At 42.3% G+C, this 24,731-nt stretch carries 25 protein-coding genes, 1 pseudogene and 1 CRISPR repeat array (1 of these 27 cut by a window edge); of the genes and pseudogenes, 12 read left to right on the top strand and 14 right to left on the bottom strand.

The features are described 5' to 3' along the window. From B5J94_RS03820 to B5J94_RS03785, 8 genes are all read right to left on the bottom strand, one after another. Positions 1 to 2,661 carry a pilus assembly protein gene (locus tag B5J94_RS03820; protein WP_143821892.1) on the bottom strand — a complete coding sequence of 887 codons (2,661 nt, stop codon included), beginning with the start codon at positions 2,659 to 2,661 and terminating at the stop codon, positions 1 to 3. An 88-nt stretch (positions 2,662 to 2,749) separates the two neighbouring features. After that, the gene (locus tag B5J94_RS03815; protein ID WP_062498290.1) at positions 2,750 to 3,838 is read right to left on the bottom strand and encodes a hypothetical protein; all 1,089 of its coding nucleotides are present in this window, start codon (positions 3,836 to 3,838) and stop codon (positions 2,750 to 2,752) included. Positions 3,839 to 3,861: 23 nt separating this feature from the next. After that, positions 3,862 to 4,596, bottom strand: coding sequence for a pilus assembly PilX family protein (locus B5J94_RS03810; RefSeq protein WP_062498289.1), 735 nt, complete (start codon positions 4,594 to 4,596; stop codon positions 3,862 to 3,864). After that, a complete protein-coding gene (locus B5J94_RS03805) occupies positions 4,593 to 5,015 on the bottom strand; it encodes a PilW family protein (protein WP_062498288.1) in 423 nt (140 codons plus the stop codon). The genes B5J94_RS03810 and B5J94_RS03805 overlap by 4 nt, the downstream gene beginning before the upstream one ends. After that, positions 4,966 to 5,682 (bottom strand): PilW family protein, encoded by a 717-nt coding sequence (locus B5J94_RS03800; protein WP_158081035.1) that lies wholly within the window; start codon positions 5,680 to 5,682, stop codon positions 4,966 to 4,968. The genes B5J94_RS03805 and B5J94_RS03800 overlap by 50 nt, the downstream gene beginning before the upstream one ends. A gap of 10 nt (positions 5,683 to 5,692) precedes the next feature. Then, on the bottom strand, positions 5,693 to 6,223 hold the full coding sequence (pilV, locus tag B5J94_RS03795) for a type IV pilus modification protein PilV (RefSeq protein WP_158081034.1): 531 nt from the start codon (positions 6,221 to 6,223) through the stop codon (positions 5,693 to 5,695). 38 nt (positions 6,224 to 6,261) lie between these two features. Next, a complete protein-coding gene (locus B5J94_RS03790) occupies positions 6,262 to 6,828 on the bottom strand; it encodes a pilus assembly FimT family protein (RefSeq protein ID WP_062498285.1) in 567 nt (188 codons plus the stop codon). 150 nt (positions 6,829 to 6,978) lie between these two features. Next, positions 6,979 to 7,275 (bottom strand): zinc ribbon domain-containing protein, encoded by a 297-nt coding sequence (locus tag B5J94_RS03785; RefSeq protein WP_143821891.1) that lies wholly within the window; start codon positions 7,273 to 7,275, stop codon positions 6,979 to 6,981. A gap of 641 nt (positions 7,276 to 7,916) precedes the next feature. On the opposite strand from B5J94_RS03785, the gene ruvC reads away from it, so the two are divergent. Together ruvC and B5J94_RS03775 are read left to right on the top strand one after the other, a co-directional pair. Beyond that, complete coding sequence (ruvC, locus tag B5J94_RS03780; protein ID WP_062498284.1) at positions 7,917 to 8,504, top strand: crossover junction endodeoxyribonuclease RuvC; 588 nt, start codon at positions 7,917 to 7,919, stop codon at positions 8,502 to 8,504. Between the two features lie 223 nt (positions 8,505 to 8,727). Next, entirely contained in the window at positions 8,728 to 10,038 is a 1,311-nt protein-coding gene (locus B5J94_RS03775) for a solute carrier family 23 protein (protein WP_062498283.1), read from the top strand. A 116-nt stretch (positions 10,039 to 10,154) separates the two neighbouring features. On the opposite strand, the gene B5J94_RS03770 is transcribed toward B5J94_RS03775, so the two are convergent. The 6 genes and pseudogenes from B5J94_RS03770 to gdhA all read right to left on the bottom strand — a co-directional run bounded on the left by B5J94_RS03770 (position 10,155) and on the right by gdhA (position 15,984). Then, a complete protein-coding gene (locus B5J94_RS03770; protein ID WP_062498282.1) occupies positions 10,155 to 10,652 on the bottom strand; it encodes a redoxin family protein in 498 nt (165 codons plus the stop codon). Between the two features lie 59 nt (positions 10,653 to 10,711). Beyond that, on the bottom strand, positions 10,712 to 12,100 hold the full coding sequence (locus B5J94_RS03765) for an FAD-binding oxidoreductase (protein WP_062498299.1): 1,389 nt from the start codon (positions 12,098 to 12,100) through the stop codon (positions 10,712 to 10,714). Positions 12,101 to 12,362: 262 nt separating this feature from the next. Next, entirely contained in the window at positions 12,363 to 12,632 is a 270-nt protein-coding gene (locus tag B5J94_RS14435; RefSeq protein ID WP_211271043.1) for a TSUP family transporter, read from the bottom strand. Next, positions 12,629 to 13,207, bottom strand: a complete 579-nt coding sequence (locus B5J94_RS03760; protein WP_211271042.1) for a hypothetical protein — start codon at positions 13,205 to 13,207, stop codon at positions 12,629 to 12,631. Before B5J94_RS03760 ends, B5J94_RS14435 begins: the two co-directional genes overlap by 4 nt. 331 nt (positions 13,208 to 13,538) lie before the next feature. Further along, a complete protein-coding gene (lhpI, locus tag B5J94_RS03755; RefSeq protein WP_062498281.1) occupies positions 13,539 to 14,477 on the bottom strand; it encodes a bifunctional Delta(1)-pyrroline-2-carboxylate/Delta(1)-piperideine-2-carboxylate reductase in 939 nt (312 codons plus the stop codon). Between the two features lie 165 nt (positions 14,478 to 14,642). Continuing rightward, positions 14,643 to 15,984, bottom strand: a pseudogene (gene gdhA / locus B5J94_RS03750) (NADP-specific glutamate dehydrogenase). 361 nt (positions 15,985 to 16,345) lie between these two features. Here gdhA and B5J94_RS03745 point away from each other — a divergent pair. The 10 genes from B5J94_RS03745 to accD all read left to right on the top strand — a co-directional run bounded on the left by B5J94_RS03745 (position 16,346) and on the right by accD (position 24,151). Then, positions 16,346 to 17,026: a phosphoribosylanthranilate isomerase gene (locus tag B5J94_RS03745; protein WP_062498280.1), complete on the top strand. Its 681-nt coding sequence runs from the start codon at positions 16,346 to 16,348 to the stop codon at positions 17,024 to 17,026. Positions 17,027 to 17,562: 536 nt separating this feature from the next. Continuing rightward, on the top strand, positions 17,563 to 18,315 hold the full coding sequence (locus B5J94_RS03740; protein WP_062498279.1) for an SDR family NAD(P)-dependent oxidoreductase: 753 nt from the start codon (positions 17,563 to 17,565) through the stop codon (positions 18,313 to 18,315). A gap of 8 nt (positions 18,316 to 18,323) precedes the next feature. Next, entirely contained in the window at positions 18,324 to 18,554 is a 231-nt protein-coding gene (locus B5J94_RS03735; RefSeq protein WP_062498278.1) for a hypothetical protein, read from the top strand. 8 nt (positions 18,555 to 18,562) lie between these two features. Next, entirely contained in the window at positions 18,563 to 18,940 is a 378-nt protein-coding gene (locus B5J94_RS03730; RefSeq protein ID WP_197940292.1) for a type II toxin-antitoxin system VapC family toxin, read from the top strand. A 27-nt stretch (positions 18,941 to 18,967) separates the two neighbouring features. Next, entirely contained in the window at positions 18,968 to 20,173 is a 1,206-nt protein-coding gene (gene trpB, locus B5J94_RS03725; protein WP_062498276.1) for a tryptophan synthase subunit beta, read from the top strand. Beyond that, positions 20,174 to 20,467, top strand: a complete 294-nt coding sequence (locus B5J94_RS03720) for a hypothetical protein (protein ID WP_062498275.1) — start codon at positions 20,174 to 20,176, stop codon at positions 20,465 to 20,467. It abuts the gene before it with no gap. Beyond that, a complete protein-coding gene (locus B5J94_RS03715; RefSeq protein WP_062498274.1) occupies positions 20,464 to 21,549 on the top strand; it encodes a DNA-methyltransferase in 1,086 nt (361 codons plus the stop codon). The genes B5J94_RS03720 and B5J94_RS03715 overlap by 4 nt, the downstream gene beginning before the upstream one ends. Position 21,550: 1 nt before the next feature. Then, on the top strand, positions 21,551 to 22,339 hold the full coding sequence (locus tag B5J94_RS03710) for a HinfI family type II restriction enzyme (protein WP_062498273.1): 789 nt from the start codon (positions 21,551 to 21,553) through the stop codon (positions 22,337 to 22,339). Positions 22,340 to 22,362: 23 nt separating this feature from the next. Then, positions 22,363 to 23,193 (top strand): tryptophan synthase subunit alpha, encoded by an 831-nt coding sequence (trpA, locus tag B5J94_RS03705; RefSeq protein ID WP_062498272.1) that lies wholly within the window; start codon positions 22,363 to 22,365, stop codon positions 23,191 to 23,193. 70 nt (positions 23,194 to 23,263) lie between these two features. Continuing rightward, positions 23,264 to 24,151 carry an acetyl-CoA carboxylase, carboxyltransferase subunit beta gene (accD, locus tag B5J94_RS03700; RefSeq protein ID WP_062498271.1) on the top strand — a complete coding sequence of 296 codons (888 nt, stop codon included), beginning with the start codon at positions 23,264 to 23,266 and terminating at the stop codon, positions 24,149 to 24,151. 208 nt (positions 24,152 to 24,359) lie between these two features. Next, a CRISPR array of direct repeats spans positions 24,360 to 24,731; the repeat unit is 28 nt; unit sequence GTTCCTTATCGCATAGATAACTTAGAAA; it runs 258 nt beyond the window's last position.

The raw sequence follows: 24,731 nt of genomic DNA, 5'->3' as shown, positions 1-24,731 counted from the left end.
TTATTTTTCCCACCAATTTCTTGGGCCAAAGTCTTTTCTTAGGTCAAAACCAATTCTTCTGACATCTGGTGAGTTATTACCTTTATCCTCAAAGACTTCTTTGGGGCAATCTGCACCTGTGCATAGCAGACCAAATAGATGTCCATCTGTTTTAGATTTGGACTGGGTTACGATATTATCCACAATTCCCGCCCCTGCTATGGTGGTAGATCTTCCCCACATGGTGTCATTTGGATTTTTTAGGTTGGCAGCACAGTTACCAAAAGGCAAGCACATCAGTGTCTGCTTGGTTGTACCAATAACAGATGCAGCACAAGCATTCTTTGGTGTTTGGTTTTGACTGGGGTCATAGGTACTAACAAATAAGTAGCCAGCTTGTGCATCAGGTTCGTTAAACATTTTGACGCCTTTATCAAAGTTTAGGAACCAGCCTTGTTTGGCTTTTGCTTTCATTTGTGTTTTGATTTGGCGATCATTGGCGTTAAATTGCATCTGTACCAAATCTCTATCATCTAAATCGGTGGTCATGAGCTTTATGTCATCATCAGACACCTTGGTATCTTTGCTATAATCAAATAAATCTGAGCGTGTTACATCTCTGTCAATAAAGGTATAAATGCCATCTGGATTGCTGCGTTTATTGCTCACAGGGTGGCTTCTGTCCCCTGTACCAACAGTTACCAAGGCATTAATACTACCATCAATCTCACGAGTGAAAGTTATCACCGGGCGCTCATAAATTCTTGGTGCTTTATCATCGCCGCCTCTTTTTAATCCTAGATTGAACACTCTGACAACACGGTCAACCTTAAAGTTGTCATTGTTTAGGCTGTTGTTGATGTCGGCGCGCCAAACACTGCCTCCTAAGTCTGCAAAATAAATGTGGTCAGTGAGTCCATCAAGGTTGCGATCAAGGACACGCACCTGTGTTACCACGCTGTGATGTAGACCATCGACATGGCTTTCTTGAAGATGTGGGCTACGGGCAGTGCGTGAGTCTGTTGCATTCATGCCTGTGTTTGTTGTAGTTTGGCTTGCCCACCACAGTAGTTTGCCTCTATTATTGGTATTGACATTCTTGGTGTCTTTGTCTTTTTCGCCAAGCTGTACCATATAGACGGCATTACCTTGGGCACCTTCTGTTGGAAGGTGATATTGATTTTCATAACGCATGTCATAACCACCAGGCAAAAAGTCCACCGCAACGGTTTTGCCACCAGAGCGTACAAAGCCCACGCTTGGCTTGCCCCAGCTCATGCCCATACGGCTAAATGCCCGGTTACCATTGAGACTGGTTGCTCCATAATTTGTGAATCTACCCTCTGCGTTTAGATTGGCATAGTCAGAGCCAACGGTATATAACAGCTTTGGATTTTCTTTATTGGTAATGTTAAGACCATAGTAGCTTGAACCACCCAAACGCAGACCACCACTGGCGATGACAGTTTGTGCTGTTACTTTATTATTACTGTCTGTACCATAGGAGGCGTATACATTCCATGGGGCGTCCACACCATGGGGCAGTTTGGCTTTGTCTGAATCTAGATGAGTAGTACCACCAGAGAGTGCTGGGGCTTGTAAGTCTAGTATCTCTTTGGGGATAAAGGTCATCACCTCAGCACCTGTTTTATCATCTACCATGTGCAATGCCCCATCCATAGAGCCATAGAGTACATAATTTTGGTCCTGAGAATAAGTAATCAGCTGTGGTGTTGAGTGTAGTACACCGCCCAGTGTTTTTAAGTCTTTGTTGTAGCGGCCAGGCAGAGACATGCCATCTGTGATGGGATTGACCACATTGCCATCATAGCCCAAAAACTTCACCAAACCTTTTGATGCTTCTGTTTTATCGGTGCCTCTGTTAAGCTGATTCATCACTTTGGTAAAGCCTACCGCTATGTTTTGGTTGGCACTCACTTTGGTCAGTGAGTCTCCTGTATTGACGTATAGGTTACGATTAGGACTGTTACGTAAATTGTCATAAGCACCGCCTACTTGTGGTTTGGCTTTGTCAGCTCGCTTTGCTTTGTTCCAAAAATCATAAGTATCTTCATTAAAAAATCCTGCTCTGTCCACCACCAGCTTGTCATTGGCACTGTATACGGTAGTGTCTTTGATGTTGTATTTTTTTAGGTTACCATTCCAAAGGGTTTTTTGGTTGGGGATGGGGTCCAAAACAGGCAGATAAGCAGAGCCGTGGGTGTTACCCACAGACAGCACATTCAAAGATATTGCCATGGTGCCTGTGGATACTGGCTTGACCTCAGCGGATGATAAGCTTTTGGCAAATTCAGAGAAGCTTGCGGCAATTTGCTCATTAGGGTCGCCCGGCTCGATATAATAAAAGCCGCCCTCGCCATAGCCATAGCCTTTTTCACCAAGACGGCATGCATCTCTGGCAACACCGCTGACACTATTGCAGTCGTAGCGAAGACCACGCGTACGTTCACCAGTGATTACGTTGGTGTATTCGCTCTCACGTTTTTGCATTGTGGCAAAAGGTGCAAAGACGGTATTGCCATAACCGACCATGGCGACGATCAGCTTAGGATCGACTTGTCTGCCATCTTGGATGACGCGTACATTGCGCAGCTCTTTGGAAAAGCCACCCACCACGTTATAAATCAGCGTGCCCTTATTTTTGATTAAGCGTTGCTTCATGCTGTTGTCAGGATTAAAATGGGTAACACGGCGCATTTGATTTATTAGGTTCTTTGAGCTGAGATTTTTCCCTGTGTCAGTGGTTGTGTTACCCCCCCAAAGCAGGGTAACCTGCCCCATCGGTCAAAAAATACACCCCATTGGCACCGCATTGGTTAGCACCGGTGAGCGGTGAGATATAGCCTACTTTCCCTTTCGCTGGATCTTTATTTATCGCTAATGGGTGCATCATGTCATACACAACAGAGTAGGGGTTGCTTGTGGTTTCTACCACGGCATAATAATAAATATTTGGACCACGGCCTGGTAGCGTGCTACTTTGGGTTTTCTTTTCTTTTTTAAGTTCTGCTTGTAGATCGGCATTATTTGATCTTTCAGGTTTGCAGCTGAAATTTTTTAAAGCATTGACCAATCTGTCGCGTTCATGGCACAAATTAATAGTACCACTTTTCGTACTAAAGCCAATGATGCGGTAGCTTTCTTCGGTTTTGGCATGGGGGTCTCTTGTGTCTTTACCAAGCAAATAGCCGATGGTTTCTGAATATAACAGACTAAGTGGTGCAGATTCTTGGGAAGCACTAAGCTTGTCTAGTTCAGCGATAAGCTTCTTGCGGTTGTCTGGGGTCATATACACCGCTGGCATATTAATGGCAACACCATTGGGCACACCACCTGTACCACCATAAGTGCTAGATAGTCCAATTTTAAACTCAGTAATATCTACGCCGCCCATATGTTTATAAGGGTTTGCCATAAAATTAATAAAAGCCGCTTTGAGTACCGATTCACGTTCTAGTTTGCCATTACAAGAACGTTCTGTGTAACTTACTTTACCATTTTTTTGGCCAGGGGCACTATAAAAGTCTACGCTCTTAGTGGTGATGCTGGTTTTGCTGCCACCGTACTGACTGTTTATACAAGCTTTGCTTTTATAGCCTAACCTAAAAGACCCATCATCATTGCCCATTGCCGCAGACAAGGTGATGGCGATCATCATTGTAGGTCCCCCTGAGCCATCTCCTCCACCACCTCTTTGATAAATCTCAAGGTCATCAGCATGCACCACCCCATAGATGCTTGCACCGAGTGTCCCCATCAGTGCCAGTAGCAGGGCTTTTGGTAGCCATTTTTTGGATGACTGGGCTTTTGATGTTGGGGATTTGGTTGTTAATTTCATGGTTGTTCTCCTTATGGAGTGTGTTATAGACATTTGATTGATTTTGGTTCGATGCGATAGGTCTGTACTTGTACGTTGTTTGGTACGCCAAGCTCATTTAAGCAGGTGGCGATGTCATCGGCTTTTTTGAGCAAACATGCATTGATGTCGCCTGCACTGACGTTACCATAACTTGGCAGTAGTGAGATGGCATAGCCTTTAAATGGCTTACAACTGGCTGGGTTATGACCTGTGGGTGTCTCTAAGTCATTGCTTGATGTGCCTGCCACCTCACCACCAAACGCTTCAAGAGCGTCTTGTTTGGACTGAATATAAACCATCTGAGTAACGATACGTCCACCGCTTATTTTGGGGTCGTTGGCATCACAGTGTCCAGTTGTTCTGATGCGGTCATCTGATGGCTTACGGATGCCGATTGTGCCTTTGTCAAAGATTTTTGTGTCATCTTCTCCAACACAAAAGATGATTTCAGTATCTACCCACTCATCGCCTGGGTGTGTCATGTAGTATTCCAAAGAACCGCCAGGATTTTGGTGATTTTCTTTTTCTACTTTGGCAAAGGCGTTACTGTTCGCCTGAAAAAGCAAGGTAGATATCTGAGATGCAGTGGCTATTCTAAGATCGCTGGTGCTGTTTTTAAAAACCATCACCCCTATCAATGCAATCAAAATAAGCATGAACATCACAATGATGAGTGTCGCCCCACGTTCATGGCTCATGGGTTTGTAGGTTATGGACTGCTTGTGGATAGGATTCATCGGACATTACCCCGTGCATTTCTTAATAAGATGGTAGTGATATAGGTATCACGGATTTTGCCATCACCTTTTTTATTGGTTGCGGTATTTGCAATGACCGAACTGGGAATGGTTTTGTCTAGGATTTGGTAGTCTTTTGGCTCAGTTCTGGCACTTTTGGTGCCTGCCACTAACATACCCAGTTGTAGGCTGATGATGCGTCTTTTGGGTATTTCAGGGCTTTGTATCTGACCTGCTGCATTGATAATGGCATCTCTACCAAAGATGGTATCAAGCTCGGTACTTTTAGGAATGGCGGTAAATGCCATATTAATATCGGTATTTGTGATGGTTTTTTGGTCGGTGATGCCAAGCAATACACGAAAATACTCAACCCCCGGTACATAAATGATGCCATCGCCAGGTAACTTTGGTGCCATCTGTTGCGGTATAACTGTTTAGGTCGATGCTGTTACTGGATGCCAAAGCGGGGTTGTATTGATAGATGATAGAATTACAATGCAAGTTACTTCTATCAGCTGTTTTGGCGACAAAGTATTTTTCTATGACATAATAATCTTTGGGGATGGCTCTGCCTTGACAGTCAAACCAATTTGTCTCTTTTGCTTGATAGTGAATGGTGAGCTGGTCGCTTTTGTCGGTGGTAATACTGTCGCCTTTGGCAGCAGCAGAATACCAAGATGTAGGTAGGCTGGCACCATGGACATTATCAGCAGAGAGTACGATGCCCCCTTGATGTGTTTTGTGGTTTAAAAAGTGTGAACTGGTATCGCCACTTATTGCCCCAGAATTCGCTTTTTGTACTTGTCTGACAAGGTTGTTTGCACCAAATGCCATATTTGCGATGATGTCGCCTGTGGCCTCTTGGGTATTTTTGGATACCACGTTGGTATAATAAATATTCAAGGCGACAGCTGATATTAGCAGTCCTAATATCATGGCTATCATAAGCTCAACCAAGGTAAATCCAGCATTGGCATTCTTATAGGTAATGGCATGCAATCTACACGTGGTAGATAAATGATTGGTGGGCAGATGTGGCTGCATGGCAATGTTCCTTAGGGGCTTTATGGTTGATGGTCTCATGGCTGATGGCTTAATTGATTTCCATAAACATACAAGAGGCATGCTTGTTATAGGCACCATTGGTATTTAAACAGGCATTATTGTCATCTGTACCAACAGTGGGTTCGGTATCCGCCCAAGAGGCGATGATACACTGTGAATTCATGATGGAATTTGAACTTTTATTGCTCGGACACTCAACAATACGCATGACAAATCCAAGTGAGCTAAGTTGCTGTGTTAACAGATAACTCTCAGCAGCTACCAACTCTGTTGATGTGCATAAACTGTTTACCTGTTTGCCATCTAGACCACACATTTTGGTTGGTTTGCCCCGTGGGTTGTTAAAATGTTCTTTGTATTTACTTGCCATGTTCTCGTTAATACGCAATTTCTCGCCGACCGCTTGCATGATGGAGAGTGCCTGAGTGCGGTCAATGGATTCACCTGTTGTCTGTACGGCACGAAGTTGCATGGCAGCATACCCAAGTATTGCCAAAGCTAAGATAATCAAAGCCACCAACACTTCAAGCAATCCAATGCCCCTTTGAGCTTTTGGCATGCAAGAGATTGATGCTCTATAAATGGGTGATTTGGACATTATGCACAGCCCCCTTGTTTTGTGGTAACATGAATATTGCCATTGGCATACAAATTGATGACAGGTTGGTTGCTTTTTTGACCTTTATGGCACAGTGTTATGCTAATGGGTGTGGTTGTGGCAGTGTCTGAGAGTTCTTTGATGTCTTTTTTTGGGGTGAAAGTGATGGTTTGTTTTGTGTTATTTGTCATTTTGATGACAATTTTGTCATTTAATTGGGTGCTGATGGTATTGCCTGCATTGGCATTACCCAACTCAGGTTTGTCGTGAGTGATGCTGCCATTATTCACATCCAATGTTACCGTCACGTTTTTTCTAAATATGAAGCTGTCTGCTTTTGCTTGTTTTAGGGTGGTGATTATGGTGTTGGCAGCATCATTGAGACGCATGTTGGCAATTTGTGATGAAAACGCAGGCACAGCGATGCTCGCCAATATTACGATAATGCCAAGAGTAACCATCAGCTCTACCAATGTAAAACCTGCCTCACGCATCAAGTTTGTATGACTTGTTGTGTTTGTGACATGCGTTTTTTTGTTTTTTTTATCAAAAAAAGACAAGTTCATATCCTTACCGTTCCTTAAAACCTACCTAAATCTACCCAAAGGCAAATTTAGCGTTTAATTCCTACTTCAACGCTCGTTGCCCTTGTCGTTTGACTTGGGTCTTACATAAGCTCCATAGACTGACACGGTGAAACTCACCGCCAACTATTTTTAAGATAAAGTTAAAACCTTATCTGCCTGATTTAAAATATTGATACTTGCATTAATATCACGGTCATGATTGGCATGGCAACTAGGACAAATCCAATGTCTAACCGCAAATATCAAGTTTTCTTTTGCCATAATAAAACCGCAATTTGAACAAGTTTTAGAGTTTGGATAAAACCTGTCCAATTCTTTGATGCTCTTGCCCCATTGGTTGGCTTTATCCTCCGTTGCCGTAAACCTGCGACTTTGGGCGGTGGATATAAGACAATTGTTAAATGCGATAAGTTTTGCTATACTCATCTCACTATATTCAATGTCTTACATTCCACAGTTAAGTTAAGACTAAATTGCGAGTACGCAGTAACTTAACTGGTAAGACGTTTTTAAACACACACTTAAGCTAATTTGTGTCTATGACAATCCTAACAGTAGGATTAGCTTAAAATAAGAACCTAAGATGTACGGTGTGTCGTACGGGCGGTTGCCACTATCTTAGGCTTGCGGTGGGGCTTCACCGTCTTGTAGAAGAAATCCCCAAACGATAGGGCGGGGAGGAAGTCAAACGAAGCGACCACGCCGTCCAATCCATATCACCAAATCAAATCATGGTGATAGGGTAGAGCATGCTTGCCCTTTGTAACGTCTATGGCATTGTAGACATAAAAGGCAGATACGTTTTAGATATCTGTTATTGGTTTAAAATTATGAACTAAATAGACATAATGCCATATTTGTTTTGTGCTCTTGCTATGTTGCTGATTTGGTTGTATTATATCAAGTTGGCTGTATTATATCAAGTCAATAGACTTTTTGTGTTTTTGTAACTGTTTGCACAAAGGTCTCTCATTAATATCAAATAATACCAAATATTTACACCAACGCCAACTTTTTGATGGCAAAGGTAACAATTTTTAACATTTATCTGGGCAAACCACATTAATATGACACTCATCATTGGCATAGACCCCGGCTCTCGCATGACAGGTTACGGCATCGTGCGTTCAGTGGGTGATGGCTTGACATTCATGGATGCAGGAACAATACGTACTGACAGTATGGACATGCCTGTGCGTATTGGTCAGATTTTTGATGGCATCACAAGGATTGTCCAGCATTATCAAAAATATTACGATGAACCGATACATTCCGCCATTGAACAGGTGTTTATGGCGACAAATCCTGACAGTGCTTTAAAGCTTGGGCAGGCTCGTGGGGCGGCGATTGCCTCTTTGAGTGCACAGGGTTTGACCGTCTCAGAATATACCGCGCGCCAAATCAAACAGGCGGTCTGTGGCTATGGGGCGGCGGACAAAGAACAAGTAACGGCCATGGTGTGCCGTCTGCTTGCCCTTGATGTTGTACCGCAGGCAGATGCAGCCGATGGGTTGGCGTGTGCTATTTGTCATGCCCATTCTAGTCATTCTATGCACAAACTTTTGGGGAATGCTGCTCTAAAAGGTCGTTCGGTGAGCAAAAAAAAGGGACGATGGCGTCTGTCTGAGACGGATTTACTCATCCAAAAAAAATAACAAAATCATGATAACACCAAAACGTAACTGCCTGTTATGACGCAATTTACATGTTAAATATTTTAAAAAAACACGTGTTTTTGCATGAATAGAGTGTACCTGCTCTTGGCTGGTTGCGTCTCATAAAACCCAAACCCCATCTTCAATCGTCATATTGAAAGGGGTTATTTAAATTAAGACAATTTAAAACAATTTAAAATGATTTAAAACAATAAGGTCAGCCATGTCATTATTTCCCAAATTTACCCCCTACAAAGGCGACATCGCCACAAGTGCTGTTGCAACAAATGAATACCTACCCCCTGTTCAGACCGCCATGCTTGGCATTCAGCATGTCCTTGCCATGTTTGGGGCGACGGTGCTTGCCCCTATTTTAATGGGCTTTGATGCCAATCTTGCCATTATGATGAGCGGGATTTGTACCATTTTATTTTTTATCATGACAGGTGGGCGAGTGCCAAGCTATCTGGGCTCGTCCTTTGCTTTTATTGGGGTTGTGGCAGCAGCAACTGCCCACGCCACAGGCAGTGGAACAAACCCTAATTTGGGCGTGGCATTAGGTGGCATCATCGCTTGCGGTGTGGTTTATGCCTTGATTGGTTTTATCGTCATGGCAACAGGGACACGCTGGATTGAAAAACTCATGCCCCCTGTGGTTACAGGAGCGGTGGTTATGATTATTGGATTAAACCTTGCCCCTGTTACGGTGTCATCTGTGGCAGGCAAACCTTTTGAACTTGCCATGACGCTTATCACTGTGCTTTGTATGAGTGGGATTGCGGTCTTTGCTAGGGGGTTTGTCAAACGTTTATTGCTTCTTTTGGGGTTGATGTTGGCTTATGTTATTTATGCCATTATCGCCAATGGTATGGGATTTGGTAAGCCGATTGACTTTGGGGTGATTGGGCAGGCAAACTGGTTTGGTGTGCCAAATTTTTATGCCCCCATCTTTGAGATGAATGCCATGCTCATCATCGCGCCTGTGGCGTTTATCCTTGTGGCAGAAAATCTGGGACATATCAAGGCGGTGGGGGCGATGACAGGCGAGAATTTGACCCCCGAGCTTGGCAGGGCATTCGTCGCCGATGGCGTGGCAACAGCACTCTCGGCAGGCGTGGGCGGTACAGGCATGACAACTTATGGTGAAAACATTGGGGTTATGGCGATTACTCGGGTATACTCTACGCTCGTGTTTGTGGTAGCAGGGGTATTTGCCATTTGTTTGGGACTGTCACCAAAATTTGGAGCATTAATCCAGACCATTCCCACGCCTGTGCTGACAGGTGCGTCCATTGTTGTATTTGGTTTGATTACCATTGCAGGGGCAAAGATTTGGATTGATAATAAAGTGGATTTTAGCGATAACAAAAACCTGATGGTGGGTGCGGTCAGTGTGATTTTGGGAACGGGTAATTTTGGTTTGGTGATTGGCTCATTTGATTTGGGGGGTATCGGTACGGCGACTTTTATGGCAATGCTACTAAATTGGGTGCTTGGGGCAGGCAAGAACAAAGGCAACACCATGCAGAGTTAATCAATATGGACGGGGCGTAATGGCGAGTTTTTGGGATTTGCCATGAAAATGGCTAAATCCTCAATTTTTTATCAAGATTTATAAAATGTCATCAAAGCTAAGAAAGCTAATACACCTTATAATCCTGCCCACCACAGCCGCAATCTTAACAACCAAAGCGGTGCGATGCCTGTAAAACTTTGGGCAACTTTACCATCATCTAATATCACAAAAGATGGCGTTACTTGTCCGCCCCATTCATGAAATATCACTCCTTGTTGGTCATTTAGGGTATAAAAATCATAGCCATGTTTGTTCATATACGCAAGCAGTTCATCATCATTACCTGATGATACCGCCACACTTAGCACGTCATGACCATTGGCGTGCAGGGTTTGGACGTTGGGGCCGGTTGTGCGACACACCCCACACCATGACCCCCAAAAGTAGATGAGTACAGGGGTATCATGGCTTTGTGCCACGACATCCACCACTTGTTTTGAGCTGTTTTGATAGATAAGTTTGGGGCCGTCTGGCATGACAGGCGACCGCCACAGATTGACCGCCGTGTAGATGATGATAAACATCACAACATAAGTCAAGGCGGAAAATAAAGTTTTGCGAAGTTTTTTCATAATTTATAAATAAAACTTATCTTGATAATTCTAAAATAGGTTTTTAAATTTAAAAAGTTCTAAATATCAAATACCTTACCACGGTTCATAATCCCATTGGGGTCAAATACCGCTTTTACCGCTTTCATGTATTCAATCTCAATGGGCGAGCGGGTGTAATCTAAATAGGGTTTTTTGGTCATGCCTACGCCATGTTCGGCAGATATTGAGCCTTTGTATTTTTTGACCGTATCAAAAACGTATTTATTTACCATTTGGCATTTGGCAAAAAAGTCGTCTTTGCTAAGCGTATCAGGTTTTAGGATATTTAGGTGTAAATTACCATCGCCAATATGTCCAAACCAACAAATCTCAAAATCAGGGTAATTGTCTTTGACAATTTGTTCAATGTCATCAATGAAATCACCCAAATGCACAATCAGTACCGACACGTCATTTTTGTAAGGCGTAAATACCGAAATCGTCTCAGAAATGCTCTCACGCAACTTCCAAAGCTCGTGCAGTTGCCCCACACTTTGACTCATCACACCATCTTCTATCAAGCCATCTTCGGCACAACTTTCAAACACATTCATGGCGGTGTCTAGCACGTCATCAGATACCGCTTCAAATTCCAGCAAAACATAAAAAGGCGTACAGGTGTCAAAAGGTTCTTTGGCGTGTCCTGCGGTCAATACCTTATCGAGTGCTACGCTGTCAAAAAATTCAAAAGCAGTTAAGTTTAATGCTTTACCAAACTTATCAAGCAGTTTGACTACCGAGCCAAAATCAGGCACACCCAAAACCATGGCGGTCAAGTTTACAGGCTGTTTTTCAAGTTTGATGAGTGCCTTAGTGATGAACCCAAGCGTGCCCTCCGCTCCGATGAACAAATGACGAAAATCATAGCCTGTGGCATTTTTTAGCATACCGCCATTGAGCTCCAAAATGTCGCCCTTGCCCGTTACCACTGTCAAGCCTAGGATTTGGTTACGAGTCATGCCATAGCGGATTACCTTAATGCCACCTGCATTGGTGCTAATATTCCCACCGATTTGGCTTGACCCAGATGAGGCAAAGTCCACGGCATAGTATAGGTTTTTGGCGTTGGCAAATTCTTGTAAGGCTTTGGTAATAACACCAACCTCCACCTCCACCATTTGGTCAGCTTCATAAAACGTGCCAATGGCATTCATTTTGTCAAAACTTACCACCACCTCGCCTGCACTTGCCACCGCCCCTGCTGATAAACCTGTGCGTCCACCACTAGGCACAAGGCAGATGCTATGGGTGTTGGCAAGGCGGACGATGTGGGCAACCTGTTCGGTCGTCTTGGGAAAAATGATGGCAGATGGGGCAGGAGCAAAATGCTTTGTCCAGTCCTTGCCCCAGTTGTCTAGGCTATCGGGGTCGGTTTTGATTTGGCTGTCGTCAAAGTGTAAATCGGCTAAAAATTGCGAAAGGCTCATGGCATATCTCTTGTCAAAATTCATATCATATCAAAAACAACTGGTATTTACCAAACATTTATGCCACGAAAATTCACGCTTTGTATTTAAAAAACCCTTTATAAAACCCCATTCGCAACTTTGCACAAGTGATTGATTTATCAAAGGCGAATTGCAATTCGCCCTTACAATCTTAAAAAATAATTTACTAAAAATCAATAAGTTACAATTTTAAGTTGAGAGTGAAGTTTTATAAATATAAAGGGTTTTTGATATTTGGCAATCAATTCTTCTTTAACATGCCATAAGCACTATAAAGCAGGATAAATGCCACAAACCATTGTAGCAATGCCGTATTAAGACTTGTGATGACAAACACCGCACACAACACGCCAATCACGCCAAAGGTTGATGTAAATAGCGTGATTTTGCGACTGTATTCGCCTGATTTGACAAATTGAGCACTGCCAATCGGCACCGAAAAAGTCGCCGCCCCCATCATGATGGGAAAGGCAACCGCAGGATTTAGCCCAAGCAGATACACCGTAATCATGGTGAGTGCGTACGAGCCTTTAATGCCCCAAAAATAAACAACGTCACAGATGCAATGACAAGCTTGATGCCCGTCAGTTCGGTTGCTGTACCGCCACTTGGCAGAAGTCCAAATTTACCGCCTAGGATAATAAAGAACGCCACCAACATACCAATGCCAATAGACAGTCTTAGTTTCTCAGCAGGCAAGCCAATGGCAAACTTCGCCCCAAAATAAGAGCCAATTATCTGACTGACAATACAGACAACCAAGGTCATAACACCCACTTCAATGCTGGTAATGTACGCCAGTGCCATGACCGCCACAGGAATGGTGCATTGGGTGTTTAGCGTGCCAGGGAGCTTTTTGACGCTGACCCAGTTGAGCTTGGGATATAGGCTACTACTGATGGCAAAATCAGAGATGCCCATGGTGGATAAGAAAAAGATGATGGGGCTACTAAACGGCAAAGCCTTGGTACTGGCAGGCTCGGACATGACTTGGCTTTTGTACTTCATTAAATCCTTGATGAGCAAAAAGGCAAAATACAAATTAACCGCCACCACCAAGATGAGCAAAATGGTCTTAACTGGCATAATACAACTCCATAAAATAAAGCTGTTACATTATAACCCCAAAACAAAAAAATCAAAATTATAAATTAACGAAACATTTATTAACTAAAATATAACAAATTAGTATAATTTTACAGTTAGTCTCCCACACGCCCAAAGAAAAAGCCTTGCTTATGCAAGGCTTAATTTCAATCCGCCACTTGGCAATACTGCGGTTGCACCGCTCATTAAGACGGGGATTAAGACAAGGTTTGGCGACCAATTTGTCGCCAATAGAATTGGGGTAAGCATACCCAAAACGCCAGTCTTAAATCATATCAATCACTTCAAAATCAACGACTTCAACTGACAATCAATTCAAACTGTCGTACGCCAAATTTGCCGCCGCCAAATCTTCAAGCCCTGTGCCAACCGATTTAAAGACGGTAATCTCGTCATCACAAGCCCGCCCTTGGTGCTTGCCTTGACATAGGTCGTACAAGGTTGCCAAGACTTTGTCTTTATCAAAACACCCTTCATCAATGGCAGACAGCATATCGCCTGCTTTCATGAGTGCTTCTTCGGCGTCCATAAAGACGCTGGTATCGCCAAAACACGCCCCGTCCGTTTCACGCATTTGTGGGGTAAAGCTACCAATCAAATCCAAGTGCTGACCTTGTTTTAGCCATTCACGCAAAATAAGTGGCTCAGTCGATAAAGTAGCACAGCTGATGATGTCCGCCTGCCCCACTGCACTTTTTAGGTCGGTTACGACTTTGGCATCAAAGCCATCTTGGGTAAGTTTATCCACCAATTTTTGGGCGTTGGCAGGACTTGGATTATAGACACTGACCGTCTCGATAGGTCTGACCGCCCGATACATCTCAGGCACCAGACTGCCCACTTGACCTGCCCCCACCACAAGCAAATGACGGCTATCGGCACGGCTAAGATACCGCCCTGCTAGGGCAGATGCCGCCGCCGTGCGTCTTGATGTGATGACATTGCCATCAAAAATTGCAATCGGCACACCTGTATTGGCATCATACAAGGTATAGACCGAATGCAGTCCTGCCAGACCTTGCTTGTTGTTATTTGGAAAAATAGAGACAGTTTTTAGCCCCAGTCGCTTGCCCGCTTGCCATGCTGGCATAATCAAAAACCGCCCAAGCTCATCGCCAGCGGTGTCCTGTATGGCGTGATTGTGGCGTAGTGGCACATCGCACCCTTCCACAAAAAATTCTTGAATGGTGTCAATGAGCTTGTCGGCTGGCAGAGCATCTATCGTCTCTTGGGTAGAATAATGTTTCATGGCTACTCCTACTAAAAAATCTAAGTTATATGCCAAAATCAAACAAAAGTCAAGCACACCCAAGGCAAGTCAGGCTTGGGTGTGCTTTTGTTTACTCCGTTCCTTACACTGATAAAAAGACAATGAAAATCCGCCCATTTGGACGGATTTTTTATAAATCAACAATTACAGATAACCATACGCCACAAGAGCATTGGCAACCTGCATGAATCCTGCTACATTTGCTCCTGTCATATAGTCAATAGCACCTTCGGTTGTGCCGTATTTTTCGCCAGCGGTTTTGGCATTTTCATGAATGTTTTTCATGATTTTTTGTAATTCTAAGTCCAAATCCTCAAAAGATTTGTATTTACGCACCGAGTTTTGGCTCATCTCAAGACCTGATACCGCAACCCCACCAGCATTGGCAGCTTTACCAGGGGCGTAGGCAATGCCATGTTCACGCACCACGTCAATGGCTTCGGCAGTCAGTGGCATGTTCGCTCCTTCGGCAACATATTTTACACCATGTTCAACCAAAGCTTTTGCATCATCTTCACTGACCTCGTTTTGAGTGGCACATGGTAGGGCAATGTCTGCATCAAACTGCCAAGGACGCTGTTCTGACAGCCATTGACCACCAAACTCATCAACATAATCTTCTAACGCTTTGCCATCGGCTTTGTGTTTTTTTGATCCAGTCAATTTTTTCTGCCGTGAAGCCGTCTTTGTCCACAAGTGTGCCTTTTGAATCAGACAAAGTGATGACCTTAGCACCCAAATGTAAGCACTTTTCAGCAGCGTGTTGTGCCACGTTACCTGCACCTGATACCAGCACGGTTTTGCCTTCTAGGCTGTCGTTATTGGCTTTTAGCATGTTATCAAGAAAATACACCAAACCGTAGCCTGTCGCCTCGGTGCGAATGAGTGAACCGCCATGTCCTACACCTTTGCCAGTTAGCACGCCCTCAAATTTGCGAGTTAAGTTTTTATACATGGCGAACATGTAATTCACCTCACGACCGCCCACGCCAATGTCGCCAGCAGGTACGTCCATGTCTTTACCGATATTTTTGTAAAGTTCACGCATAAAAGCATAGCAAAAACGGCGGATCTCAGCCTCGCTTTTGCCCTTAGGGTTAAAATCTGAACCGCCCTTAGCACCGCCCATCGGCAGACCTGTTAAGGCATTTTTAAAAATCTGTTCAAATCCTAAAAATTTTAGCGTGCCCTCGGTAACGGTTGGGTGAAAGCGGATGCCACCTTTGTATGGACCAATGGCATTGCTAAACTGGACACGCCAGCCACGATTCACCTGAATCTCGCCCTTGTCATTTTCCCAGTTCACACGAAAGCTGATGATGCGGTCAGGCTCGCACAGACGTTCAAATACTTTGTATTCTTCAAATTTAGGATGGTCAGCATAGGCCTGTTCAATGGTCATGGCAACTTCTTTGACAGCTTGGATAAATTCTGGCTGATGGGCATAGTTTTGCTCAACTTTGGTAATGGCGGATTTGATGGTCATGGCATGCTCCTATGGTAAAACTGATGAAACGAAAGGAATGAAAGGGTTGGCACTTATCAGTTTTTATCAAAAAAAATAATTAACTCATAAGTGATAACAATAATAACAGATTTCATGAAAAATTCAAGGCATTTTATCCCTGCATTTATGGGTAATTATCATTTAAAGTTAATATTTTATCAATATTTTTAATAAATAAAAATAACTCAATGATATCATTCGTGATTTTTAATATTTTTTATGAAAATAACAAATTTTTTTTGGTAAGATATGGACATGTCTGCCGATTAATGATACCTTAAAATGCGACAATAAATGCGACAATGCCACCTACTCAATAATCCTTGTAATCCTTGATAACATGACCCAAAAATCTTTTAACCAATTAGCCGTCAAGTTCTGCGGATTTACTTGTGCAGATGATTTGCACACTGCCACCGCTCTTGGTGTGGATGCTGTGGGACTGGTATTTTATCCGCCAAGCCCAAGGTTTGTGGATGTTGACACTGCTAAGATGCTGAGCCTAACCGTGCCAGCCTTTACCACGATTGTAGCTTTGGTGGTAAATATGGAGCAAGATGAACTTACCAACCTAACAAAACAAGTTTCTTTGGACATCATTCAATTTCATGGCGACGAAACACCTGCCAGATGCCAAAAACTTGCCAGTGCGGTAAATAAACGTTGGATAAAAGCCATTCGGGTGAAACATAATGATACCGCTGCCAGCATCTTAAATCAAATCAATGAATTTAAATCATGGGGGGCAAGTGGGGTGATTTTGGATACTTTTTCTGATAGTACTTATGGCGGAACAGGGCATTTATTTGATTGGAATAAAATCCCCAATCATTCACCTTTGCCGATTTATTTGGCAGGGGGATTAACTCCTGATAATGTCGGAGATATTTTGAGCAATCAGTCGCTTATGGCAAAAATAAAAGGCGTTGATGTCAGTGGGGGGATTGAAAAAGAAAAGGGGGTGAAGTGTGGGCGAAGAATGTGGGCTTTTATGAATAATATTAATAACGTTCATAGATAATAAAAATATCATGCCATCCATCTTGACACAAAAATTTAAATCATGTAACATCCAAACCATCATTTTTAATAGGGAGTTTTAAAATGACAAACAATGAGATTGTTGCACGGTTCTATCATCGGTTCTATCATTATGATGATAAATAAAATGAAGAGTTTGAAAAAAATACATACTCTTCGAGATGTTGGCTATATCTTAGATGACCTAAAAATAGATAACGCCATTATTTGGATTTGATTATCATAATATCCATTCTAAAAACATCCATTCTAAAAGTCTAACACACCAATCTGAACCAGAAAAATTCAAACAAGCCAAATCTATTATTTGGAAAATTGTGCCCATAGGTATTATTTCTGCACTAATAGGTGCTTGTATCGGTGTAAAAGCCATATTATTGAATATATTATTTTTGCATTTTTACCTATTGGATTGTTGGCTACTTTATTTAAAAGGAGAATTGTAAAAAATAATCAAGGAGAAATTAAAAACTCCGTTTTGGCGGTTTTTATAAATTTATTTCTTAGGAGAACATCATGAACATTTTAATCACAGGTGTAACATCAGGTTTTGGCAGGCAAATTGCCATTGATTGTATCAAAAATGGCTTTACCGTCATTGGCACAGGTCGCCGTAAAAATAAACTTGATGACTTAAAAAGCGAGCTTGGCGATAATTTTATGCCACTGTGCTTTGATATTGGTGATATGTCTGCCACAAAGACAGCACTACAAACACTGCCTAATGACATTTTGGCAAATATTGACGTGCTTATCAATAATGCAGGATTGGCATTGGGTTTAGAATCTGCGGATAAAGCAAATATGAATGATTGGCAGGCGATGATAAATACCAACACGCTTGGGCTTGTCAATATCACACGTGAGATTTTACCTTTTATGGTTGCCAAAAATGACGGTTATGTCATCAATATTTCATCAACGGCAGGCAATTATCCGTATTTTGGGGCGAATGTCTATGGGGCGAGCAAGGCATTTGTTACGCAGTTTAGTCTAAATTTGCGAGCCGATTTGATTGGCAAAAAAGTGCGAGTTACCAACATAGAGCCGGGTCTGTGCGGTGGTACGGAGTTTAGTAACGTGCGTTTTTATGGTGATGATGAAAGGGCGGGCAAGGTGTATGAAAATGTAGAATTTATCCGCCCCGAAGACATTAGTAATATGGTATTATGGCTCATCAATCAGCCCAAACATATTAACATCAACCGCTTGGAAGTCATGCCAACCGCCCAAACTTTTGCAGGATTGACGGTTGTTAAAGATTTATAGGAAAAATTATGCATTATACAATTAGTGGCACTTATCAAGGCGGTAAAATTTCATTAAACGAATTACCGCCATTTGACAAACCCAGTCAAGTCATGGTGGTATTTTTGGACGAAACAATTAACAATGAACCCACAGCAAAAATGAGCAAACGCCAACAACAATTAGGCAGATTATCTGGTTATAAAGCTGACCCTGCTTTTTATGAGCCTTTGGATAAGGACGAATTGGAAAAATGGTAAAGCGATATTTGTTAGATACCCATATTTTGCTGTGGTACTATACCGAACCTGAAAAATTATCCAAAACAGCCATTGATATTTTAACCAATGATGATAATCAAATTTATGTCAGCTCGGCAAGTGTTTGGGAAATGGCAACCAAACACCGAAAAGGCAAATTAGGCAAAGCTCAAAAAATATTAGAAAATTTTGAAACTTTAATGATTGACGCTGATTTTAAACCTTTATCGGTGAATTGGCGACACGCCAAATTATCAGGCGAATACGCATTAAATCACGCAGACCCATTTGATAGAATGTTGGTTGCCCAAACTCAAATTGAACAGTTGATTTTAATTAGCTGTGATGATGAAATAAACGCATTTCCCATTGATGTGATTTGGTAAAAAATTTAATTTAAAAGGCAAAAACTTATGACAGACTTTACCCAATACCCCAACGCCACAGGTCATTTTGGCATTCATGGTGGACGCTTTGTGTCTGAAACGTTGATGGGTGCGTTAGAAGAGTTAGAACGCATTTATTTGTCGGTAAAAAATAACCCTGATTTTTGGTTAAAGTTTCATGACGATTTGGTTAATTATGTTGGTCGCCCCACGCCTTTATATTTTGCCAAACGCTTGACGGATGAGACAGGTGGTGCCAAAATCTACCTAAAACGAGAAGACCTAAACCACACAGGAGCCCATAAGGTCAATAATACCATCGGTCAAGCTCTGCTTGCCAAAATGGTTGGTAAAAAACGTATCATCGCTGAGACGGGTGCAGGTCAGCACGGTGTGGCAACGGCAACCATCGCCGCACGTTTGGGATTGGAATGCGTGGTCTATATGGGGGCGGACGATGTGGAACGCCAAAAAATGAACGTGTATAGAATGCGACTTTTGGGGGCAAAAGTCGTGCCAGTAACATCAGGTTCACGTACCCTAAAAGATGCGATGAACGAGGCCATGCGAGACTGGGTAACGAACGTGGATGATACCTATTATGTCATCGGTACGGTGGCAGGCCCGCACCCTTATCCTGTGCTGGTGCGTGATTTTCAGGCAATTATTGGGCGTGAGGCCAAAATGCAACACCTTGAAAAAGAAGGCAAAAATCCTGATGCATTGGTCGCTTGCGTGGGAGGTGGCTCTAATGCCATGGGGCTGTTTTATGAGTTTTTAAATGATGATGATGTGGCAATTTATGGCGTGGAAGCAGGCGGACACGGCATAGACACAGGCGAGCATTCTGCCCCATTAAACGCAGGGCGTGTGGGTGTATTGCACGGCAATCGCACTTATCTTATGGCGGATGATGATGGTCAGATTTTGCATACGCACAGCATATCGGCAGGGCTTGACTACCCCGGTGTGGGGCCCGAGCATAGCTTTTTAAAGGACGCTGGGCGTGTGAACTACCCTGTCATCAATGACGATGAAGCCTTAGAAGCTTTTCGTATTTTGACCAAAACCTGTGGCATCATCCCCGCCCTAGAAAGTTCACACGCTGTCGCCTATGGGCTAAAACTTGCCAAAACGCTTGATAAAGACAAATCCATCATCATCAATCTATCAGGGCGTGGTGATAAGGATTTGCATACGGTGATGAGCGTGGATGGGATTGAGATGGATTGAATGAAAATAATCAATTACATTGAGGATTTGTATGGTATTGTAAATAATAATGACACCATTCAAAAAGTGGTAGAAAATGATACTTTATTTGGGTGGTTTTCTCATTATGCCAAAGAGCCATTAACGCAAGAGGATATTGATGATTGTCTTACGGAGGTGGCTTATTTGCAAGATTTAAGAACCAAACCCGAACATCAATATATTGATTGGGAAAAATACGATATTTTTGATGAGCGGATTTATTTTGACGAAACTTTGAAAAAGTTTATCATTAAAGATGAGCAAGAATTATGAAAGACAATATAAATCAATTTCTTAATACAATCCTAAAAGGGGATTGTATAGAAAATTTAAAAAAAATACCCAGTAATAGCATTGATTTAATCTTTGCTGACCCACCGTATTTTATGCAAACGGAGGGGGAATTACTACGCACTAATGGCGAAAAATTTTCAGGCGTAGAAGATGAATGGGACAAGTTTAATGATTTTAAACAGTATGACTCTTTTTGTGAAGAATGGCTAACAGAATGCAAAAGAGTTTTAAAGCCAACAGGTTCAATTTGGGTGATTGGTTCTTTTCAAAATATATACCGAATCGGCTACATTATGCAAAATTTAGGTTTTTGGATTTTAAACGATGTTATTTGGAATAAGACAAACCCAGTACCAAATTTTGGCGGTACGAGATTTTGCAACGCTCACGAAACAATGCTTTGGTGTTCAAAAAGTAAAAATAGTAAATTTACTTTCAATTACAAAACAATGAAACACTTAAATGATGATAAGCAAGAACGCAGTATTTGGCAAATATCACTATGTACAGGAAGCGAAAGAATTAAAGGGGAAGACGGTAAAAAAGCCCATTCCACACAGAAGCCCGAAGCCCTACTTTACAAGGTAATTTTATCATCATCAAAGCCAAATGATGTGGTTCTTGACCCATTTTTTGGGACTGGTACAACTGGGGCGGTTGCAAAGGCTTTGGGGCGTAATTATATAGGGTTAGAGCGTGAACCAAAATATATTGAAGTAGCAGAAAATAGGCTTGCAAAAATTACCCCAAACCCTAATGATATTGAGTTACTTTCTTTGGAAACTAAGCCCCCAAAAGTACCAATGAAAACCTTAATTCAGTACGATTACTTAACAGTAGGACAAACATTATTTGATAAAAATCAGAAACCTATTTGTACTGTTATGCAAAACGGTAGTGTAACAGACAATCAAGAAGAATTATCTATACATAAAATGAGTGCCAAATATTTGAATAAAACCAATAACAATGGTTGGGATTATTTCTATATTTTTAGCAATAATAATTTTGTAACCCTTGATAGTTTGCGATATGAATACACCACAGCACAAGGCAAATAATATGAATAACAATATTCAAACACTAATCAACGAAGCCGTTTCAAACATTTTGAAGAACAGCAGTAGCGAAAAGAAACTTAGAAAGTTGATTGATACACACGATGTAAAAGTTCATTTTGTACCTAGAAACTACCGTATTTTTGGCGGTATTTTGCAAAGTATGAACATTCAATTTGGCAACTTTTTGGAAGAGTTTATGGCTCTTTTAATTAAATCAGACGGAAGATATAATATTTTGGAAGATTATAGCGGTAAGAAAAGCAATAGTTTTCAGTTATCTACCCAAAATGACACAAGAATCGACAATTTCATAAGTTCTTGCCAGTACAACACCATAAATCTTGATGAGGAATTTCCCAAATTGTTACACGCCATTGCAAACGATAATGATACCAATCTTTCAACAATCAAGCATGATATTGATATTCTTTTTCAAAACAAACAAACAGGCGTTATTTACTACCTTGAAGTAAAGTACAATGACGACCACGACACGGGAAAATTTGTTGATATTAACCGTAAATTCATCAAAACTTACGCCTATTTGGTGCGTGAGTTCCCAAACGCTAAAATTGAACCGATTTTATTTTTCTTCAACAATAAGAAGATGAAAGGCAATATTTATGTACCTGAAAACACAAATATAAGGCGTGGTAAGGCATTTTTTGATGAGTTTTTGAGTATCAAGTATGAAGATGTAGACTCGTATATGCGAAACCTTTCAGAAAGCCCAGAAAATATCAAAGCTTTTGATGATTTATACAAAAAAATTATGTCAATAAAAATATGATTAAATGATAAAGAGAGCTTAAAATGACCCGAATCTCCCAAACCTTTGCTGCCCTAAAACAGCAAAATAAAAAAGCCCTAATCCCCTATATTATGGCAGGCGACCCAACCCCAAGCGTTACGGTAGATTTGATGCACCGCCTTGTGGCACATGGGGCGGATGTGATTGAGATTGGCTTACCATTTTCTGACCCTATGGCAGACGGTCAAACCATTGCCAAAGCTGGCGAGCGAGCATTGGCGGGCGGTACAAGTACACGCGGGGCGATTGAAATGGTGGGACAGTTTCGTAAAACCAACACCACAACGCCTGTGCTACTTATGGGCTACTTAAATCCCATTGAAATTATCGGCTATGGCGAATTTTTAAAACTGTGCCAAAACAATGGCGTGGATGGTCTACTGATGGTGGATTTACCGCCCAATGAAGTGGTAAATAATGAAACAGGTGATTTTACCAAAGCTCTAACCGAGCATGGCATGAACCAAATCTTTTTGCTGGCTCCGACCACCGAGCCGACACGCCGAAAAGCGGTGCTAGAACATGGTTCAGGATTTATCTATTATGTGTCAGTCAAAGGCGTAACAGGCTCAAACGCACCAGATATTGACGATGTGGGCAAGCAAGTCGGAGCGATTAAGGCGGATACCGACTTGCCTATTTGTGTGGGTTTTGGTATCCGTGATGGCGAGAGTGCAAAGGCAGTGGCACAGTTTGCCGATGGGGTGATTGTGGGGAGTGAATTGGTGCGTCATTTTGCCGATGTGGGCGATGATAGGGATAAGCTAGAGCTTGCCATTGATAAGGTGCTGGCAAAAATGGACGAGTTACGCCAAGCCATTGATAGCCTTTAACAAAAACCATTTGCCAAATCATCAAAACAACTGTAAACTATGCCTATTTAAATATCAAATTAGGAATACCATGACTGACACCCAAGCCCAAACGCCAACCACATGGCTAAACCGCCCCGTACCGTCCATCAAGCAAGACCGTATCGTTCAGCCGTCTGCGGTGGAGACCGAGCCGTCCACCGAATGCCCAAATTGCCATACGCTGACGACCAACACCAGTTTGATTTTTAATCAATACGTCTGCCCTGATTGCGACCACCATTTGACGATGTCGGCTCGCAAGCGGTTGGAGTGGTTTTTTGACAGCATCACAGGTGAGCTTGGGCAGAATTACCAAGCAGGCGACCCGTTAAAATTTACAGACTCCAAGCCTTACCCTTTGCGTATGAGCGAAGCCCAAAAGACCACAGGCGAGAGCGAGGCCTTGATTGTCATGAATGGCAAAATCAAGAACTTGGAGCTGATTGCTTGTGCGTTTGATTTTAAATTCATGGGCGGTTCTATGGGTTCGGTGGTGGGCGATAGGTTTGTCATGGCGGGCGAAAAAGCCCTTGCCGAGCGTAAACCCTTGGTCTGTTTTGCGTCTAGTGGCGGGGCAAGAATGCAAGAAGGCTTGTTATCACTCATGCAAATGGCTCGCACGTCTGCGGTCATCGAACGTTTGCGTTTGGCAGGTGTGCCGTATATCGTGGTGCTAACCAATCCTGTCTATGGTGGGGTAACCGCAAGCCTTGCCATGCTGGGCGATGTGCATATCAGTGAGCCAAAGGCAATGATTGGCTTTGCAGGTAAGCGTGTGATTGAGCAGACCGTGCGTGAAGTGCTTGATGAGCCGTTCCAACGTGCCGAATTTTTGCTAGACAAAGGTGCAGTGGATATGGTGGTACACCGCCATGAGCTTGTGGATACGGTGTATCGACTGCTTACCAAGATGATGAAATTGCCGAATGTGGGTTGATTTTATAAACCGTCCTTTGGGGCGGTTTTTTGTCGCCAAAATTTATGCTAAAATGCGAATGTGGTAAAGGTTTATACCCTTTATTTTTTGATTATTTAAAAACTTAATAAAAATCAAACATTTATAAAAAGGCGAAAAACCATTGGGTAAATGCCTAAAAATTGGTTCTACGCCTTGATATAAATGGGTTTTATGTTGTATAATTCTAGTTCCTTATCGCATAGATAACTTAGAAAAGTATTTTGATGCCTTTATGAAAGAGAACCGCGTTCCTTATCGCATAGATAACTTAGAAAACGCCTATGCCGACCAAATAGGGGCAACAGCAGTTCCTTATCGCATAGATAACTTAGAAAATAATCTGACAATTATAATTAGCGGCAGATTCTGTTCCTTATCGCATAGATAACTTAGAAATGATTACGACATCAGACGCACTGACCCAATGCGTTCCTTATCGCATAGATAACTTAGAAAAAAACATATGTTTGCGTTGAACCGAAAGGCAAGTTCCTTATCGCATAGATAACTTAGAAACACAACCACAGCCAAGCCCACAGCCAAGCCCAAGTTCCTTATC

This window comes from Moraxella lacunata (assembly GCF_002027545.1).
Taxonomy (GTDB): Bacteria; Pseudomonadota; Gammaproteobacteria; order Pseudomonadales; family Moraxellaceae; genus Moraxella; species Moraxella lacunata.
Note: the sequence above shows the minus strand (reverse complement) of the source record. Positions and strands in the feature narration are given on the sequence as shown.

Bases quoted from the DNA above. Each gene is read 5' to 3' on its own strand.
- B5J94_RS03820 (WP_143821892.1), bottom strand. From the start codon at position 2,661: ATGAAGCAACGCTTAATCAAAAATAAGGGCACGCTGATTTATAACGTG.
- B5J94_RS03815 (WP_062498290.1), bottom strand. From the start codon at position 3,838: ATGAAATTAACAACCAAATCCCCAACATCAAAAGCCCAGTCATCCAAA.
- B5J94_RS03810 (WP_062498289.1), bottom strand. From the start codon at position 4,596: ATGAATCCTATCCACAAGCAGTCCATAACCTACAAACCCATGAGCCAT.
- B5J94_RS03805 (WP_062498288.1), bottom strand. From the start codon at position 5,015: ATGGCACCAAAGTTACCTGGCGATGGCATCATTTATGTACCGGGGGTT.
- B5J94_RS03800 (WP_158081035.1), bottom strand. From the start codon at position 5,682: ATGAGACCATCAACCATAAAGCCCCTAAGGAACATTGCCATGCAGCCA.
- pilV (WP_158081034.1), bottom strand. From the start codon at position 6,223: ATGCCAAAAGCTCAAAGGGGCATTGGATTGCTTGAAGTGTTGGTGGCT.
- B5J94_RS03790 (WP_062498285.1), bottom strand. From the start codon at position 6,828: ATGAACTTGTCTTTTTTTGATAAAAAAAACAAAAAAACGCATGTCACA.
- B5J94_RS03785 (WP_143821891.1), bottom strand. From the start codon at position 7,275: ATGAGTATAGCAAAACTTATCGCATTTAACAATTGTCTTATATCCACC.
- ruvC (WP_062498284.1), top strand. From the start codon at position 7,917: ATGACACTCATCATTGGCATAGACCCCGGCTCTCGCATGACAGGTTAC.
- B5J94_RS03775 (WP_062498283.1), top strand. From the start codon at position 8,728: ATGTCATTATTTCCCAAATTTACCCCCTACAAAGGCGACATCGCCACA.
- B5J94_RS03770 (WP_062498282.1), bottom strand. From the start codon at position 10,652: ATGAAAAAACTTCGCAAAACTTTATTTTCCGCCTTGACTTATGTTGTG.
- B5J94_RS03765 (WP_062498299.1), bottom strand. From the start codon at position 12,100: ATGAGCCTTTCGCAATTTTTAGCCGATTTACACTTTGACGACAGCCAA.
- B5J94_RS14435 (WP_211271043.1), bottom strand. From the start codon at position 12,632: ATGATTACGGTGTATCTGCTTGGGCTAAATCCTGCGGTTGCCTTTCCC.
- B5J94_RS03760 (WP_211271042.1), bottom strand. From the start codon at position 13,207: ATGCCAGTTAAGACCATTTTGCTCATCTTGGTGGTGGCGGTTAATTTG.
- lhpI (WP_062498281.1), bottom strand. From the start codon at position 14,477: ATGAAACATTATTCTACCCAAGAGACGATAGATGCTCTGCCAGCCGAC.
- B5J94_RS03745 (WP_062498280.1), top strand. From the start codon at position 16,346: ATGACCCAAAAATCTTTTAACCAATTAGCCGTCAAGTTCTGCGGATTT.
- B5J94_RS03740 (WP_062498279.1), top strand. From the start codon at position 17,563: ATGAACATTTTAATCACAGGTGTAACATCAGGTTTTGGCAGGCAAATT.
- B5J94_RS03735 (WP_062498278.1), top strand. From the start codon at position 18,324: ATGCATTATACAATTAGTGGCACTTATCAAGGCGGTAAAATTTCATTA.
- trpB (WP_062498276.1), top strand. From the start codon at position 18,968: ATGACAGACTTTACCCAATACCCCAACGCCACAGGTCATTTTGGCATT.
- B5J94_RS03720 (WP_062498275.1), top strand. From the start codon at position 20,174: ATGAAAATAATCAATTACATTGAGGATTTGTATGGTATTGTAAATAAT.
- B5J94_RS03715 (WP_062498274.1), top strand. From the start codon at position 20,464: ATGAAAGACAATATAAATCAATTTCTTAATACAATCCTAAAAGGGGAT.
- B5J94_RS03710 (WP_062498273.1), top strand. From the start codon at position 21,551: ATGAATAACAATATTCAAACACTAATCAACGAAGCCGTTTCAAACATT.
- trpA (WP_062498272.1), top strand. From the start codon at position 22,363: ATGACCCGAATCTCCCAAACCTTTGCTGCCCTAAAACAGCAAAATAAA.
- accD (WP_062498271.1), top strand. From the start codon at position 23,264: ATGACTGACACCCAAGCCCAAACGCCAACCACATGGCTAAACCGCCCC.